A 17,079-nucleotide genomic window follows, 5' to 3' on the forward strand; every position below is an offset into this window, starting at 1 on the left:
GACCTCTCGCGCGGGAAGCTGGTCCGAAGAACCGGGCGAGCCCGACAGTCGTGGCCACGACCTCCGCGAGGGGAGAGACCGTTGAGGAGGCCGCCGGCCCTCCGAGTCCGGGCCCATGAATTCCTTCCCCCCTCGCGGGGGAAGGTGGTCCGAAGGACCGGATGAGGGGGAGGACGAGCGAGGCGGCCGTCGGCGACTCAAGCGGCCGGGCTGCGAATCCCGACGGCCTTCGTGCTGGTCCTCCCCCTCATCTGACCCCTTCGGGGTCCGTCTTCCCCCGCGAGGGGGAAGACCGTGAGGAGGCCGCCCCGGCATGAGCTTCCGAGACGGACTCCGAGTCGTTCCGTCACGGCGCCGCCGGCTCAACGGAACTCGCCGGCCGCCGCTCCCGGGGCCTGCTCGGGCGGGACGACCTGATAGCGGTTCTGGAGCCGCTCGATTTGCTTGAGGTTGTTGCTCCGATTCAGCATCCGCAGGTTGGCGTCGAGCGACTGGTTCGCGTCGCCAGCCTGGCCCGGCTTGGTTTCCGGCTGGGGCGGGACCTCGGCCGGGGCGTTCGGGGTCGGCGGGGTCCCGAGGTAGGTCGTCCCCCTGTGGAAGGCGTATTCCGTGGTCCCCTTGCGGACGACCACGGTGGCGGCCCCGTGCAGGCCTTCGGCTGAGTACACGCCGCGCAGGTCGGTTTCGCCGGACTGGAACTCCGGATCCGCCGCCCCCACGACCTTCACCTGCACGCGGCTCGCGGGCGCCTTCGAGGTCGCGTCGCGGACCACGACCCGGACGCGGCCGGGCGCCGCCTCCTCCAGCACGTCCACCTCCAGCGGCGAGACCAGGACGACGCCCGAGGCGTAGAGGTCGCCCCCTCGGATCATCACGAGGTACGCCCCGTGCTTGGTCAGCGGCAGGTCGATGACCTTCGTCTTGTCCTCATAGTCGTCGCCCGAACCGAGGGTCACGGACTGCTCGAACAGCGGCGTGATCCCCGCCAGGTCCACGCCCGCGATGGCGTCGAGGTTCCGCCGGGCGAGGTACAGCTGCATCAGGTCGACGGGGTGGACGGTGACGTCGACCTTGGCCATGTTGCGGTAGGTCAGCGTGATCCGCGGCGTCCCTGCGGCGGGGGTCGCGGCGGGCTCGACGGCGGGGCGGACCACGGTGATCTCGTCGACGCGAAGGCTCTTGCGCGTGTAGTACGCGACGGCGTCCGCGGCGTCGGTGAAGCGGTCGGTGGCCTGACGGTAGTATTCCAGGGCCCGCGCGGGCATGCGCCGGGCGTCGAAGATCTGGCCGAGGATGTAGATCGCCTGCCACTTGTTGGGGCTGGGCGATTCGACGCCCGAGGCGTCCTTGTAGGTCGCCTTGGCGATGGCCTCGGCGAGCGTCACCGCCTCGTCGTACCGGCCGAGGTGGAAGTCGGCGAGCGCCTGGCTGTACTGGAAGCCGTCCAGGAACGGGCTCTTGGGATACATCGCCGCGTAGCGGGCCGCCGCCTTCACGACGCCGGCGTGGTCGTCCAGCTCCAGGAGCGTCCCCAGGAGGGCGAGGCTGGCCTCGTCGGCCGTCGGGTTGGTCGGCGATTGCGCCAGGAACGTCTGGATCATCCGGGCCGCATGGAGCAGCAGGCCCGACCGCGTGACGCCCGCCGCGGCGAGCTTCCGGCGCAGGACGGGGTCGTCGACCGCCCGGGTCGCGGCGTCGGCCACGACCTGGGAGAGGCCGAAGAAATCGGTCTCGATCGAGGGCGTGTTGGGATACCTCCGCCAGAGGTCGATGAGGTACGCCGACGCTTCCAGCGGCTCCCCGCGCTGGCGGAGCAGCTCGCCGACGCGGGCGTCCTCGACGTAGCCCGCCTCGATCAGCCCCCGCCACACGATCATGGCTCGCTCGGGCTCGTCGATGTCGCGATACGCCCGTCCGATCACCTGCAACTGGTCGAACGACAGGATCAGCTCCGGCGAGCGCTCCTTGACCACCTCGAAGTACCGCACGATCTTGCGGGCGTCGTAATGGGCGACGGTGATCAGCAGCAACATCCGCGAGACGTCCTTCGCCACGTCGTCGCGGAGCGTCCAGTCGTTGATCAGGGCTTCGAGCGGCGGCCCGGCGTCGGCGAGCTTGCCGGCGTCGAAGAGGATCTTGCCGCGGGCGTGAAGCTCGTCGGGCGTGGCCCGGATCTTGTCGGGGTTGGGCTCTCCCGGCGAGAGGACGCCGAACTCGCCCGGCTCGCCGACGTGGAACCGCCCCGGCTCGTCGGCGCTGCGGACGCTCGCCGGGAGCGTGCGGTACTGGCCCGGAAGCCAGCCGTAGACGTCGTACTGGATGCCGCCGGGATTGCGGTCGGGAGGGAAGTAGAACGTGAGGACGCCGTCGGCCAGGGTGAACGAGGCCGCCGAGGAGACCACCGAGCCCTCGATGAGCGTGGTCCCGGCGGGGAGGCGTTCCTCGACGATCAGGAAGTCGCGCTCCCACTCCGGAGTGTCGCCCGGGATGTTGCGCCAGACGGTCAGGCCCACGCGGGCCTTGCCGCCGAGGGTCGTCCGGGTGGCGACGTTCTCGAACGTCGATGGATTGACGGCGACGCCGAAGCCCGTGGGAAGCGCCTTCCCGTCCAGCTCCGGCGGGGCCGGCCAGTAGACCCGACGCTCGATCCAGGCCGGACGGCCGTCTCGCGCCTGGTCGGGGCCGAACTCGCGGGTGAAGCCGGTCAGGGAGACGGCGTAGTGGAAGGTCCCCTGGCCTTCGATCGCGAACCCGACGCGGTTGGCGTCGTTGGCGTTGACCGCGTCGGCCGGGACGGCGATCTCGGTCGGCTCGACCGCGCCGGCGACGTCGATCTCGGAGACCTTGCGGTCGTTGACGGTGATCGTCAGCTTGTAGCGGTCGCCGCTCTCCGGCGTCTTGCCGTGGAAGGCGGCGAGCGCGGCGACGGCCGGTCCCTTGGCCTTGCGGGGATTCCAGCCTAGGCCGAAACGGTGGGCCTCCAGCCAGTCGATCCCCTGGGCCAGCTCGGCCGCCTGGGGCCGCGTGCGGGCGTAGGCCAGGCAGACGAGGGCCGTGGTCTCGGGCGTCGAGCGTAGGCCGGCGGACTGTCCCGAGCCCTCCCACGAGAGCCGGGGCCGACGGCCCGGGGCGGGCGTCTCGACCTTCGCGCGGGGCCCGAGGATCGCCAGGGCCTCGGCGGCCAGCTCCGGCCGCCCCAGGTTCGCGAAGGTCAGGGCCAGATACGCCAGCGCGCCGTTGGAGAGATTCTGACGCTCGCGATTGAGGCTGTTGGCGGCCTCGAAACCGGCGAGCTTGCGGACGCTGAGCGCGTGCAGGATCGCCGCGCGGGCGTCGCGGTCGCGGGGGTCGGTCCCGGTGATCGCCGAGTTGAGCCAGGCCCCGGCCCGGTCGCGGACGCCGGGATCGGGCAGGAGGCCAAGCTCCTCCGCCGAGGCCAGGGCCCAGAAGACCGAGGCCGAGGTGAAGCGATCGCTGCCGGAGACCTGCTTGTTGTTCTCGGGCCGGTCGGGCGCCGCGGCCATCCATCCCCAGCCGCCGTCCTCGCGCTGGGAGGCCGTCAACTGGGAGACGAGCCCCTGGATGCGATCGACTAGCCGGCGGGCTTCGCCCGAGTCGCCCGGCCGGGACTTGCGGAGATACTGGAGCGCCGAAGTCGCCGCCAGCAGGTCCGCGGCGCGGTCGGCGGTGGTGTCGGGCGGGAAGCACCTCCAATCGACCGAGGGCGAGGCGTCCAGCGGCCGGACGCCCTCCCCAAGCGCCAGCGCGACGATCATCCGATCCAGGCTCGGCGAGACGACGATCCGCATCGCCGGATTCTCATAAGAGCGGCCTTGCGGCAGGCCGACGAACACCGTCTCGCCGTCGCCGCTCGACCCGGAGGCCGACGCGAACGCCTGCACGCCCCAGGGCCGAACGGGGATCTCGGCCGCGACCTCGTCGGAACGCTCGCCGAGCGTCGCCGAGAGCGTCAGCCGGATCGGCCCTTCGCCCACCTCGATCGGGTCGAAGAACACCTCCTCGACGCCGTCCCCCTCGACCTCGATCGTCTTCGGGAAGACCTCCGACCGGCCCCCCGCCGCCACGGCCAGCTTGAGCGTCGCGGCCCCGGCCGCGCCCAGGTGGTGGACGCTCGCGACGAAACGGGGTCGGTCCCCCTGCGTCAGCGCGGGGGGGACTTTCAGGTCCACGAAGAAGTCCTTGCGGACCTGGACGGTGGAGGTGGCCTCGCCGACCAGCGTGTCGGAGCCGGTGACGCCCCGGGCCGTGATCCGGTACTCCGAGAGCGACGAGGGGGCCGGGAACGTCACCCGCGCCTTGCCGTCCGCCCCGGTCACGACGGCGGGGTTCCAGTAGGCCGTTTCGACGGTCCGCTCGCGAGGGGGCGCGGCGTCCCGGCCGTCGCGGAAACCGAGAGCGACGTCGCCGAGCTCCTTCTTGTCGGCGGCCAAACCAGTCGAGAAGAAGCTGCTCGGTTCCCCCAGGGCCTCGGTCTCGAGGCCCGGCATCCCGGCGGCGTCGAACGCGGCGCCGGCTTTCCTCCTGAGCTGGTCCTGGCCGGCGCGTCCCATCATCATCCCGCCCATCCCAGCCATACCGCCGCCCATCATCCCGGCCCCGTCCGCGACCTGCCCTCGGGCGGGCCGCGACGCCGGGGCCGCGGCGGGCGGGGCGATCTCCGCGAGCCGGCTCCGCATGTCGACCTGGCTCGCCGCGTTGGCGAGCGTCGCGGCGGCGCGCTCGGCCTCGTCGACGATCGCCCGCGCGACCGGCGTGGTGGCCGGGGCGTAGCGGAAGGTGTTGGTGGAGGAGACCGCAAAGGCCCCCACGCGGGTCTGGTCGTAGAAGAACCCGCCGATCGGGCGGGCGTCGGCGAACCGACGCAGGAGCGCCTGATCGACGACCGCCAGCGAAAGCTCGGCGGCGACGGGGCGGCCGAGCTGGTCGACCGTCGTGACCTCCACCTCGACGGGCTCGCCGGGGCCGACCTGGGGCTTCGTCGCCGCGACGGTCACGCGGAGGTCGCGCTCGACCGCCACGTCGAGCCGGGCCTGGTCGAGCTTGTCGCGCCACATCCGGGTCGCGGTGAGCGTGAAGTTCGGGAACTGTGGCCCGTCCACGTCCCAGGCCACGGCGTTGTCGCCGTCGGCCAGGGTCACGATCCGATAAGTAAGGATGCGGTCGGCGTCCCAGGTCAGCAGGGCCGTCCCGGCGCGGCCGCGACTGTGCAGGTTCAGCCTGGCGGGCTCGCCGACCTTGAAACGGGTCCGGTCGGCGATCAGCCGCAACGTCGTCTCGTCGTCCTTGCCGGAGATGAAGACCCCCCGGTCGGCGACGATCGCATTGCCGAATCGGTCGGTCCCCGCGACTCGGACGAGGAACCGGCCCCCGCTCTCGTCATCGGCCCGGAAGGCGACGACGCCGCGCCCCGCCGCGTCGGTCGAGACCGGCTTCCGCTCGACCTCGCGCTCCACGGTGCGCCCGTGGTCGTCGACGATCTTCACGAGCGCCGCCGACAACTCCTGCGCGAGGGGCGAGCCCTGCGCGTCGGATGTCCCGACCTTCACGTCGAACGTCTCGCCGCTGAGGAAGACGTCGCGGGTCGTCTCGACCTGGATCGCGAACCCCTTGACCGCCAGCGCCACCGCCGCGACGGCCCGGACGCCGTCCTGCGGCAGGGTCGCGACCAGCGGCAGGCGCTGCTCCTCGGCGTAGCCCTCGGTCGGGAAGCTGACGTGGAACTTGCCCTCGGCGTCGGTCGCGCCTCGGATCGTCCGGCCGTCCGGCAGGGCGACCTCGACGGGCCGGGCGGACGCCGGGGCCCCGTAGTGGAACCGGGCGAGCACGTCGGCCTCGATCGTCTCGCCGCGATAGTAGACGGTCCGGGGGAGGTCGAAGCTCAAACCGATCGGCTGGAGTTGATACGACTGGACCTCGAACGAGCCGCTGAACTCGCTCTTGCCCGGCTGGAAGACGCGGACCTGATACGTCCCGACCGGGGCCGCCGAGTCGATCGCCACCGACTGGTGGAACGTGCCGAACTCGGAGAGGGTCACGTCGCGCGAGACGAGCCGGCGGCCGGCGGCGTCGACGGCCTCGAAGCGATAGACCGCGCCGGGGAGGTTGGCGTACTGGCCGTCCCTGGTCTCGCGGACCACGCCTCGGATTTCGGCCGTCTGTCCCGGCCGGTACGCCGTCCGGTCCGTGTAGATGTAGGCGCGCGGGGCGAGCCCCTGCGACACGCCCTCCTGGACGCCCAGGTTGGAGCCGGCGACGTGCGGGCCGTCCACGACGAGATAGGTGAGCCTCCGGCCCCCTTCGCGCGGGGGGGACCAGTCGTGGAGCAGGACGCCGTCGGCGCCGGTCGCGGCTTCCAGGACGACCTGCCCGGCGTCGGCGACGAGCACCCGAGCGTTGGGCCGCCCCTTGCCGGTCTTCATATCCTGGGCGAAGACGAGGACCTGGTCGCGGGAGGTCTTCACGATCGCGTCGAGGTCGCTCGCGACGACCAGAGTGGTCGCCTGGAGCGTCTTCTGGTCCGTCACCTTGACCACGTAGACGCCCGGCGACTCCAGCTTCTTGAGGGCGTAGTCGACCTCGACCGGCTTGAGGCGGGCGTAGCCGGGGACGTCCTCGGTCCACTCGGCGTCGGGGGCGACGAGGCCGATGTCGAGCGCCTCGACGTTCTCGAATCCGTGCTTCTTGCGGAAATAGGACTCGGCGTTGAGCTTGTACGCGGTGAAGGTCAGCCGCTCCAGGTTCCGCGTCGCGACCTTCAGGAACGGGGCCTCGCCGCTCCGAAAGGCGCGGGGCGTGACGACCGTCAGCGCCTTGGTCTCCATCACGGCGATCCGCTGGGCCGCCTGGGCCGCCCAGGGCTGGATCTGGATCTTCTTGTAGGCTTCGACCGCCTCGGCGAGCGTCCCCTTCTCAACCTCCAGGATCGTCCCGGTCAGGAACTGGGCGTGGGCCGCCGGCTCGACGCCGGGGAACTTCCCCAGGAGCGTCGACCAGGCGGCGATCGCCTGGTCGAACTGCTTCTCCGGCAGGTGGCTCCGGCCGATCTGGAACAGGATCTCCGGGACGCGGGCGTCGAGCGGATTCTGGGCGACGAACTCGGCCCAGAGGGCTCGGGCCTCGGCGTGGCGGCCGAGCCGGATCTCGTCGTCGGCCTTGCGGAGCCTCGCCTCCAGGATCGAACGCTGGGCGTCGGCGCTCTGGGGGCCGTTGGGGAACTTCGCCAGGTAGCCCTCCCAAGCGGCGACGGCCTCGTCGAACTTCCCCTGGCCCAGCAGGATCTCGCCGGAGAGGAACGTGGCGGTCATCGAGAGCTCGGCCAGGTCCTTGCGGGCCTCGTCCGACTCCGCCTTGAAGCCATCGCCCGCGAGGAAGCGGCCGAACGCGGCGAGGGCGGCGTCGCTCTTGCCCCGGGCGTGTTGCGAGGCGCCGACGTCGAAGGCGGCGCGGACGGCCCGGGGATGGGCGGGGAACGCGGCGAGGAACCGCTGCAAGGCGGCGACCCCCAGGGTCAGGCTGGGGTCGTCGGTCGGCGCCGGCACGCCGTAGGTCGCCGGGATCTGCGCCAGGGCCAGCGCCCGGGAATCCTCGTCCGCCGGGGTCCGCTCCTCGGGCTTCATCCGTTCGACGTCGCGCGCCAGGTCGGTCCAGGCGAGGCGGGCCTCGAGCATGCGGCCGGCGTCGCGGAGCGATTCGCCGAGGGCGAGACGGACGGCCGAACGGCCGGGGACGCCGGGATAGTCCCTGAGACGAGACTCGAGTTCCTGGACCGCCCGGGCGTGGTCGCCCATCAATCGGCTGGCGTGGGCGATCTCGACGGTCAGGTCGGCGCGGGCCGCAGCCCCCTTGGCCAGCAGCCTCGCCTGGATCAGCAACTCGCGCGCGCCCTGGGGGTCGGGGGGCGTCACCGGGTCGTCGGGCTTGAGCAGGCCCCGCGCGAACGACTTGTAGACGTCGGCCAGGCGGTCCTTCCGCTCGTCGGCGAGCAGGGGGAGGGCCGTGGCCCTCGCCAGCTCCTCGGCGCGGGCGGGGTCGCCGGCCGCCAATTCCAGGGTCGCCAGCTCGTATCGAATCTTGGGGATCCAGACGCTCTGGGGATGCGCCGTCATCGCCTTGCGGAGCGTCTCCCGCCCGGGGTCGCGGCGACCTTCCAGGCGGTCGGCCACGGCGGACAGGAATTCGAGGTAGGCCTGCTCGTCGTCGCCGGTCGCCTTCTCGCGAAGCCCCGCGAGCGCCGCGCGGGCCTCGGCGAACTTCTTCTCCTGTAGGGCCGCGACGATCTCGCCGGGGAGGGCGGGCGCCGGGGCGGGCGGGCTCCCCTTGGCCTCGTCTCCGGTCGGGGCGACGGCGGGGGCGTCCGGAGCCGCGTCGTCGACCGTCGCCGACTCCCCGACGATCCCCGTCGCCGCGAACATGAACAGGACGAGTTGCAGACGACGTGGCTTCACGAGATCGGTCTCCATCAAGCAGAGGCGGAGAGGGACGGGGCGCACCCGAGGAGGACGCATCCACTCAATCCCGAAAACCGTCGAAAGCGGCCTGCACGACATGCCATGAGATGCCCGGAACGGGCCCCTGGTTCCGTGGAACCAGCCCTTTCCCTTGATCTCCGCGCGACGAGGGGGCCGGTGGGTTCTACGTGCGGGAATCGACTCTCTTAGCCTTCCGATCCAGATCCGCCGTCGAAATGGGCCCGCTGGAAAAATTCCGGTAGAGACCTGTCGCCGGACGACGCCGGATTACGAGGTTATTCCATAAGCCGAGATATTTCACAGCAACGCGAATCATCCCGCACGATTTTTTCGGCCCGAATTACGCAACTTCGCTCGACAGCCGGGAAGGATTCCTTAGAATTTCGTCGCCAGCCCCGCTTCGCGACGAACCTACGCTGACGGAGACCGATGGTGGCGACAGCCGTGCATGGATTTTGGCGACGATTGCATGAGGCAAGACGCCGATCGCCCCATCGTCGCCGATCGTCGCACGGCTCTCCGGCGCGCCTAGGTCGTCTGGAGGTCCTGGAGCCCCGGATGCTCCTGAGTGGGGACGTGGGCTCGCTCTGGCCTTCCTCGGAAGTCTCTCCCGCAGACCGACCAGGCGTGCTGGAGATCGGCCGCGGCCCCTTCGTCGGCCCGGTGGCTCCGTTCATCCTCGGCTATCAAGGCGGGGGCTGGAATGGGGAAGGACCGTCCCCCAGGTCCGTGGCCTCCTCCACGTTCGCCCCCAACGCGGGCGATCCCCTTGAATTCGAATCGCTGTTTCCGGACGGGGCCGACGCGATCTTTCCGCAGGCCCCTCGGATCACGACGCCTCAGCCCGTCCGCGTCGGGCCGTTGATTTCGTCCCAGATCTTGCTGGAGGACGAGGCCGGCAATACGCGATCGTCGCTCGACCCGGCGTTCTACCTCCCCAACCTGGAACTGGAGACGGGTCCGGGGGGGGATGTCGGCGGGGAGGGGATGGACCCGGATCAATTCGAGCCCTTCCTGGCGTTCGAGCCCCCATCGGGACCGCCGCCGCCCCAACAGCTGGCCGCAACTCCGAAGATCCCCTGGAAGGCGAATATTACGTTCAACGGCACCCTGGAACCGGGCGAGGGGTCCAGCTTCTTCAGGATCCCCGTCGGTCCGGTGACGAACATGCTGAAGGTGGACGTGCGACCTGGGCGCGACGGCGACCCGGTCGGCGTGAAGGTCGATCAGATCTTCCTGCTCGGGCCTCGTGGGGACGTCCTCGCCGAGATCGGCGACGTCGCCTTCATGACCAGCGACAGCCGCCAGACGCTTTTCGTGTCCCTCCACGGCGTGCCGAACGGCGGCGAACTGCTCGTTCGCGTCGTGCCGTTCTACAACGCCCCCGCGTCGACCGAACCGGACCCAGAACTCCCCTCATCCCCGATCGACGCGCCGGACGATCCCTCCTGGTCCCCCGCCACCTACGAGCTGAATGTTCAGCGTAGCGACGCCAGCCCCAAGCCCTCGCCCGCATCGAGCGTGACCCTCGCGACGTACGCAACGTCGAACGGCGCCCCCTCCGTCATCTATCTGCCGTCCGCGACCCCCGACAAGATCCAGGCCCCGAGGACCGCGGAGTCCTCCGCGAGTTCGGAGGCGGGGGCCGCGACGAGCGGCGTCGTCGGCGACGTCGATCGGTCCTCGAAAATCGACCGCGACGACGCAGGGATCCCCCAGGAAGCGGCCCCTTCGGTCTTCCTGGGGCCTCTGGTCTCGCGGACCTCCGCGCCTCTCGGTCCGGGGCTGGCCACCTCGACCGACGACCCGACCCCCGCCACCTCCCGAGCCGCCTCTTCCGGTCCGGACGCCCAGAATGCGTTCGGGTTCAGCCTCGATCCGGAGCTGCTCCTCAGCATCCGATCGGGCCGCGGCCGAAGCGAACCAGGAAAGCTCGCCGACGCCGGCCCCGGCGATGAGCCGGGCGCAGTGACCGCGACCGTTCGGGGCGCGGGGGGGCGCCGATCCTCGTCGGCACCCTCCACGCGAAGGAGGACCGCAGCGACGCCGAGGCGATGGTGGAGAGCCTGGAACGCCAGCTTGAGGCGGCCGACCTCCTCGCCGACGACCTCACCGCGCCCTCCCTTCTCGACGCCGACGCGCAGGGCGAGGAGCTCGCCCGCGCAGGGCTCGCCACCCGGGCCTTCGGGTTCCTCATCGGGCTCGGCCTGGCCACCGGACCGCTCTATCCCGACCTCATCGCGTTCGCCCGGAAGAAACTCTTCCGCAAGTCCCGCCCCTCCCGACGTCGCGCGTCGGCCGGCAAGTTCCCCGCTTACCCCAAGAGCCTCTGATCGGAGGCGGAAGCCCGAGCCGGCGCCCCTTCAACGTCAGTCCGCGAGGACGTCGTCGTGCCGGTCCACCCAGGGCATGGCGATCGTCCCGAGGCGTCCGATGGAGCGCCTGAGGAGGCTTAGCCATCGGGGGAAGCGGTCCGGACGCTCGCGAAGGCAATGGGCGTAGGCGACCAGGACACCGACCTCGGTTTCGGCGTCGTTTCGAGACCACGACGCGGCCTGTTCCAGGTCGACCAGGGCCGATTCGATCTGCGGGGGGGACAGGTCGAGATAGCAGCGCGCCCGGCCGAGATAGCCGGCGGCCGTCTCGGGATCGCGCCTGAGGGTCAAGGTCCACTCGTGCACGGCCTCCTCAAGGCGGCCCAGACGCCGGAGGGCCTCGGCCTTGCGGGTGTGGGCGAACGTCCCCCCCGAACGCGCGATCGCCAGCTCCAGATCCGGCAGTGCGGCCTGGGCGTCCCCCCCTTCGGCGCGGAGAGCGCCCCGGATTTCGAGCAGCCCCGGATCGCCGGGGTCGAGCCGAAGGCCCAGCTCGACCTCCTGGAGCGCCCACGCGCGGTCGCCGGCGCGATGCGCGACCCGAGCGGCGATCAGGTGGGCTTCCGGCGAGTTCTGGTTGGAGGCCGCGATCGCCTCGCGCGCGGCCAGCGCGGCCTCGCGGTGACGTCCCAGGGCCGAGAGGATCACCGCGCGGGTGGACTGGGCGCGGTAGACGACCCCGGGACGGCCTCTGGCCGATTCGGCCAGCCGCCGCTCGGCCGCTTCCAGATCAGCCCGAAGCGGCGCGGCGCCGAACGGGAACAGCACCAGTTCCTCGGGACGATCCAGCTGGAGTTCGTCGTCGCGTCCGGCGGCAAGGAGCGCCCGCTCGACCAGGCGGTCGCGGGCGGGGGTGGGATCGAGCCGACGCGCTTCGAGGGCGTCGACCACCGCCTCGTCGTCTCGGTCGAGCATCATGCGGACGACCGACCGGGTCGCCAGCAGGTCGCTCCGCGCCGCGGTGCGACGCTCGCGGGGAATCAGGCCGTCGAGCGCCTCGGCGGCCGACGCCGGGCGCCCCTCCCGAAGATCCAGCAGGGACCGGCTGAGCCGCGCGGCGGAATCGTCCGGGTCGAGCGCCAGGACCTCGGCGTACCCGGCCCGCGCGCGGTCGACGTCCCCCGACTCGGCGTCGAGATTGGCCAGGTTCAGCCGTGCGGCCCGTCCCAACTCGTCCGTCGGGTCGGCCTTGACCACCTCATGATACTGGGCGCGGGCCCGAGGGAAGTCGCCGAGCGCCTGGTGGACGTAGCCCATCTCCAGGCGGACCTTCAGCGCCTCGGGCCGGGGGCCCATCAGCTCCAGGGAACGTTGCAGGTCCTCCAGCGCCCAGGTCCACCTCCCCTTCTTGCGGTAGATCCGAGCTCGACTGAAGAGCACCCAGGGGGATTCGGGCTTCACCGCCGCGGCGACGCTGTACTGGTAGAGCGCCTCATCCTCCGCGCCCTCCTCGTCCTCCAGGTAGCCGAGATAGAACTGATACCAGTAGTTCGACCAGTCGATCCGGACGGCCCGCTGGAGCCAGGAGATGGCGCGGCCGGACTCGCGACGGCTCGAATGGAGGATCCCCCACTGGAAGCAGGCCAGGGCCGATCGCTCGTCGCCGACCTGGGGCTCGGCGGTCACGTCGCCGCCCGCGGATTCGGGGTCGTCCTGGTCGGCGAGCCGCGCCTGGAAGCGGGAGCGAAGCTCCAGCCAGGGGCCGGCCGGGGTCACGAACCGGAGCGCCTTGTCGCAGACCTCGATCGCCGCGGCGACGGACTTTTCGCGGGCCGGGGCGTCGGCCGAGCCCGCGGCGGGGAGTGCCGATTCGACGCCGACCATCCAGAGGAACAGCAGCTCGTTCACCTCGGATCTGAGCCGGTCCAGCTCGGCCGGGTCGAGCATGTCGAGGTTGTGGTCGAGCTGGGTCCAGTCCTTCTGGCCGAGGACGTAGAAGGGCTTCAGCAGGACTTGCAACTCCTCGGTCGCGCCGGCGCGGTCCTCGCCGATGCCGACGAACCGCATCCGCAGCCCCTCCGAGGCGTCGTGGATCGCCTGGGCCTCCCGGCGCTTGGTGGCCGAACGATCGGCGAGGGCCTTCTTCTCCTTGGCCAGTTCTTCCAGGCGTTCGAGGTCGCTGTGGGCGTCGGGCTCGGCCAGCCGCACTCGCGCGCGTTCGGCCAGGTCGCGGATGTTCCGCCAGTCGAAGACGCGGTCGAGGAAGCCCTGATCGGGCCCCTCGGCGAACTGGAGGGCGGCCTCGAACTGGACGACCGCCTTGTCGAAATCGCGCTTCCGCATCAGGTCGTCGCCGCCTTCGAGCCGCCGGCGGGCCTGGGCGTAGCGGTCGCTCCGCTCGATCCCGAGGTTGATCGCCGCCGCGCCGGCCGCCGCGCACGAGAGCAGGATGAGCGCGGCGGTGGCGAACCGGAGACGGTTGCGACGGAGCCGGCGGGCCAGACGGCTCCAGACCGGCTCGCGCGCGAAGGCGAGCGGCAGGTCGTCGGCGACGGCTTGCAGGTCCAGGGCCAGCTCCTCGGCCGACTGGTAGCGGTCGGCCGGGGCGGGGGCCAGGCAGCGCTCCAGAACGGACCGAAACGGGGCGGGGACGGAAGACCCGGCCGGGAAGAGTCCCCGGGGCTCGCGGCGTTCGTCGGCCGCGCGGAGGAGGGCCTCAACGATCGAGCCGGTCTTGCGAGGGGGGGCGAACGGCTTCTCGCCGACCACCGCCTCATAGAGCATCACGCCCATCGAGAAGACGTCGGAGCGGGCGTCGACGTGGTCGCCGCGGCCCTCGGCGAGGGCCTCCAGGTGCTCGGGCGCCATGTAGTCGACCGTGCCGCCGAGGCTCGCCCCGGCCTTGTCCGCATCGCCGGGGAGGACGACCTCGTGGGCGAGGTTGAAGTCCAGGAGCATGGGGGTGCCGTCGGCCGCGACCAGGACGTTCGACGGCTTGACGTCGCGGTGGAGCACCCCCCGATCGTGCGCGTGCCCGAGCGCCTCGGCGAGTCGGGAGCCCCACCAGGCCAGGGCCCGCGGGAAGCTTCGGCTCGCCAGGGCCTGGCGGCCGGTCGACGGCCCCGACGGCGCGCCGTCGGGGGGCTCCAGGCGGTCGAGCGCCGCGACCAGGGCCGGGCCGGTGGGGGGCTCGCCGCCGCTCGCCCGTTCCACCTCGGCGAGCACCCGCGCCAGCGTGACCCGCCCGAAGTAGGGCATGCAGAGCAGGTGGAGGCCGGTCGCCGAATCGACCCGGTGCGAGTGGACCGGGACGATGTGGGTGTGCTGGAGCCGCGCCAGGGTCTGGGGCTCGCGCGAGCCCCGCAGGCTCAGCTTGAGGGCCACCAGGCGGTCGGCGAGCTGGGTCTCGCGGGCCAGGAAGACGCGCGCGAACGAGCCCCGGCCCAGCTCTTCCACGAGCTGGAACCCGGCGATGGCGTCGCCCGCCTCGGGGAATCGGGGCTTCGACGCGGGTTCGTCGGCCGACTCGGCCGCCCCGCCCGAGGTCGATCCCTCGGTGAAGTTGGAGGTGGACGCCCCGCCGACGAGCGTGTGGATGTCCAGCACGCGCCGGAGCGGCTCGGCGTAGGACGGATAGCGGCCGAGGAAGGCGGCGGCCTCGGGCGCCTCGCCGGCCTCTTCCCGCAGGCAGAACTCCTCGTAGATCAGGGCGACGATCGTGTCCTGGTCGAGTTCGGGGAAGTGGGCGACGTACCAGTCGGCCGAGGGCTGCTGGCCGGCCTCCCAGCGGAGCGACATGTCGGTGCGGAGAAGGGCCAGGCGGGCGCCGGGGAACCCGCCCGGCTCGGACCAGCCGGCGAGGAAGAGCCGGGGGTCCGGCCGCGAGCCCGACGCCTGGGCGTCGCGCCAGGCGCGCTCGTATCGTCTGGTGAGGCGGGCCGCGGAGGGCGTCGAGGCGTCCTCCCACGTCCGGCCCCAGGCGCCTACGCTCATCAGGTCGGCTCCCACTCCGACTCCATGCGTCGCCTGAGCTCCTCGAGCACGCGCTGGACCGTCCGGTCGCTGATCCCCAGGCGGTCGCCGATATCCCGGCTCGAGAGGCCCTGCGCCTTCAACTCCAGGATCGTCCGCCGTTCCTCGGGCAGGAGCGCATGCAGGCGGTCGAAGACCTCGTGGGCCTGGGCCACCTCGCTGGGAGAGTCGATCGGGTCGGCCACCTCCTTGGGTCGGCGGCCGTCGCCCCAGAGGGGCTCCTCGCGGTGCATGTCGTTCTTGAGGCTGGCGGCGCGACGGTACTCGTCGATCACCTTATTCTTCGCAGCCCGGGCCAGGAAGGCGACAAGATGCCGCGAATCTTCGAAATCGGTGGGGGCGTCGCGCATCCGGCGGAAGAAGCTCCCCCAGACGCTCTGCAGGAAGTCCAGCGAGTCGAACCGGGAGCGGAGGAGCCGGGGGAGCTGGCGGCGCACCACCAGCCGGACCTCGGGTTCGTACCGCTGCAGGAGTTCGCGGGCGGCCCCTTCGTCGCCCTGCTGGATCCGCTTCAGGAAGTCGGCCAACTGGCTCTCTTCCCGCACCGAAGGATCGCCGACCGACATGATTCGCCTCCTCGGCCCGGCCGGGCGATCACCCCCGGCTCTCCGTCCCGCTTCCTCGCGCCGGCCCGCCCGGCCTATCCTGGTTGGCCTGGGACGTGGATCGGACGCCCCAGGCTAACCTCCGGCCGTCGCCGTTGACAAGGCGTCGGCCCGACCGGCGAGGGGAGGGGGGGCGGCCCGCTGGAGCGGCCAAACCGCGTCTCCCGTTGCCCTCGCCCTCAGCTTATGGCGATAATCCGACTTTGTGAGCCGCCGCGACGAACGATTTCCACGTCCGCCGCCGGATGGCCGGAGGGCCGTAACGCCGATGCGATCCCAACCGAGAACGCGGGGCCTGGCGATCGTCGTCGCCGCCTGGGTGCTGACCGTCGCCCCCCTCGCCGCCGGGGCCGACGAGCCCGCCGCGCCGACCGCCGCGAGGCTCCGCGAGCTGCTGGCCGCCGAGACGGGCCGCTGGCTCCCGGCCGCCGTCGATCGCGACGCCGGGGGGTTCCATCAGGAGATCGCCCGCGACTGGACGATCCGCCCCGACCAGTCCAAGTTCCTGGTCTACCAGGCCCGGATGACCTGGACGGCCGCCGCGTACGCCGAGTTCGAGCCCGCGAGGCGCGACGAGCATCTCGCCTACGCCCGCCACGGCCTGGCGTTCCTGGACACCGTCATGCGCGACGCGGAGCAGGGGGGCTTCCACTGGATCCTCGACGCGAAGGGCCGCCTCGACCCCGCGCTGGGGGATGAGAAGCACGTCTACGGGACCTCCTTCGTCGTCTACGCCGCCGCCAAGTTGCGGGCCGTGTCCGGCGACGACCTCGCCCTGAAGGTCGCCCGCGACGCCTTCGACTGGCTCGAAGCCCACGCCCACGACCCCCGGGACGGCGGCTGGTTCGAGGCCGTCCGCCGCGACGGGACGGCGATCACCGGCTTCGACCCGAAGGCCCCCGTCGCCGGCCGCAAGGACCGCCTGGGGGTCTATTACGGCTACAAGACGATGAATTCCCACATCCACCTGCTGGAAGCCCTGGCCGAGCTGGCCAAGGTGGACGACCGCCCCATCGTCCGGGAGCGGCTTCGCGAGGCCTTCCACATCGTCCGCGACAAGATCGCCGTCGAGCCCGGCGCCCTCAACCTGTACCTCACCCGCGACTGGCGGGCGGTCCCGGCGCACGACTCGTTCGGCCACGACGTCGAGACGGCCTACCTGCTGGTCGAGGCCGCCGAGGTCCTCCACATGCCCGACGACGAGGCGACGTGGAAGGTGGCGAGGGGCCTCGTGGACCACGCCCTCGACTGGGGCTGGGACGACCGATTCGGCGGCTTCTACGACAAGGGGGACGTGTTCGCCGCCGGGGCCTACGACTTCACGAAAGTCTGGTGGACCCAGGCCGAAGGGCTCAACGCGCTGGCGATGCTGGACCGGAAATACGGCCGCGAGACCGACCGCTACGCCCGCGCCTTCGCCCAGCAATGGGGGTTCATCGAACGGAGCCTGCTCGACCCCGAATTCGGCGGCTGGTTCGCCGAGGCCGAGCGCGACGGCCGCCTCCGGGGCGACGGAGCCAAGGCCAGCCCCTGGAAGGCCGACTACCACACCGCGAGGGCCATGATGAACGTCGCCCGGCTCCTGACCCCGGCGCCGGCCTCGGCCCCCACCTCGGAAACGCCCTGAAAGGGGATGAC

The 17,079-nt window shown here is 71.6% G+C and carries 5 protein-coding genes and 1 pseudogene; 3 read left to right on the top strand and 3 right to left on the bottom strand.

Features of this window, described 5'->3' with window-relative positions:
* Positions 1 to 362: 362 nt before the first annotated feature.
* Complete coding sequence (locus tag VT85_RS07150) at positions 363 to 8,465, bottom strand: MG2 domain-containing protein (RefSeq protein ID WP_156512722.1); 8,103 nt, start codon at positions 8,463 to 8,465, stop codon at positions 363 to 365.
* Positions 8,466 to 8,918: 453 nt separating this feature from the next.
* Between VT85_RS07150 and VT85_RS29965 the strand changes: the two are divergent.
* Both VT85_RS29965 and VT85_RS28295 read left to right on the top strand, forming a co-directional pair.
* Positions 8,919 to 9,071 (top strand): annotated as a pseudogene (locus VT85_RS29965) (LEPR-XLL domain-containing protein); the annotation flags it as partial.
* Positions 9,072 to 10,543: 1,472 nt separating this feature from the next.
* Positions 10,544 to 10,822: a hypothetical protein gene (locus tag VT85_RS28295; RefSeq protein ID WP_068412611.1), complete on the top strand. Its 279-nt coding sequence runs from the start codon at positions 10,544 to 10,546 to the stop codon at positions 10,820 to 10,822.
* A gap of 36 nt (positions 10,823 to 10,858) precedes the next feature.
* Here VT85_RS28295 and VT85_RS07165 read toward each other — a convergent pair whose 3' ends face one another.
* Together VT85_RS07165 and VT85_RS07170 are read right to left on the bottom strand one after the other, a co-directional pair.
* Positions 10,859 to 14,797, bottom strand: a complete 3,939-nt coding sequence (locus VT85_RS07165; RefSeq protein ID WP_156512723.1) for a serine/threonine-protein kinase — start codon at positions 14,795 to 14,797, stop codon at positions 10,859 to 10,861.
* Complete coding sequence (locus VT85_RS07170) at positions 14,797 to 15,402, bottom strand: RNA polymerase sigma factor (RefSeq protein ID WP_068412618.1); 606 nt, start codon at positions 15,400 to 15,402, stop codon at positions 14,797 to 14,799. Before VT85_RS07170 ends, VT85_RS07165 begins: the two co-directional genes overlap by 1 nt.
* A 307-nt stretch (positions 15,403 to 15,709) precedes the next feature.
* On the opposite strand from VT85_RS07170, the gene VT85_RS07175 reads away from it, so the two are divergent.
* On the top strand, positions 15,710 to 17,068 hold the full coding sequence (locus VT85_RS07175; protein WP_068412621.1) for an AGE family epimerase/isomerase: 1,359 nt from the start codon (positions 15,710 to 15,712) through the stop codon (positions 17,066 to 17,068).
* Positions 17,069 to 17,079 lie beyond the last annotated feature (11 nt).

The sequence above is a fragment of the Planctomyces sp. SH-PL62 genome, assembly GCF_001610895.1.
In the GTDB taxonomy this organism is placed as follows: Bacteria; Planctomycetota; Planctomycetia; order Isosphaerales; family Isosphaeraceae; genus Paludisphaera.

Coding starts and splice junctions, on each gene's coding strand:
- VT85_RS28295 (WP_068412611.1), top strand. CDS start 10,544: ATGGTGGAGAGCCTGGAACGCCAGCTTGAGGCGGCCGACCTCCTCGCC.
- VT85_RS07165 (WP_156512723.1), bottom strand. CDS start 14,797: ATGAGCGTAGGCGCCTGGGGCCGGACGTGGGAGGACGCCTCGACGCCC.
- VT85_RS07170 (WP_068412618.1), bottom strand. CDS start 15,402: ATGTCGGTCGGCGATCCTTCGGTGCGGGAAGAGAGCCAGTTGGCCGAC.
- VT85_RS07175 (WP_068412621.1), top strand. CDS start 15,710: ATGCGATCCCAACCGAGAACGCGGGGCCTGGCGATCGTCGTCGCCGCC.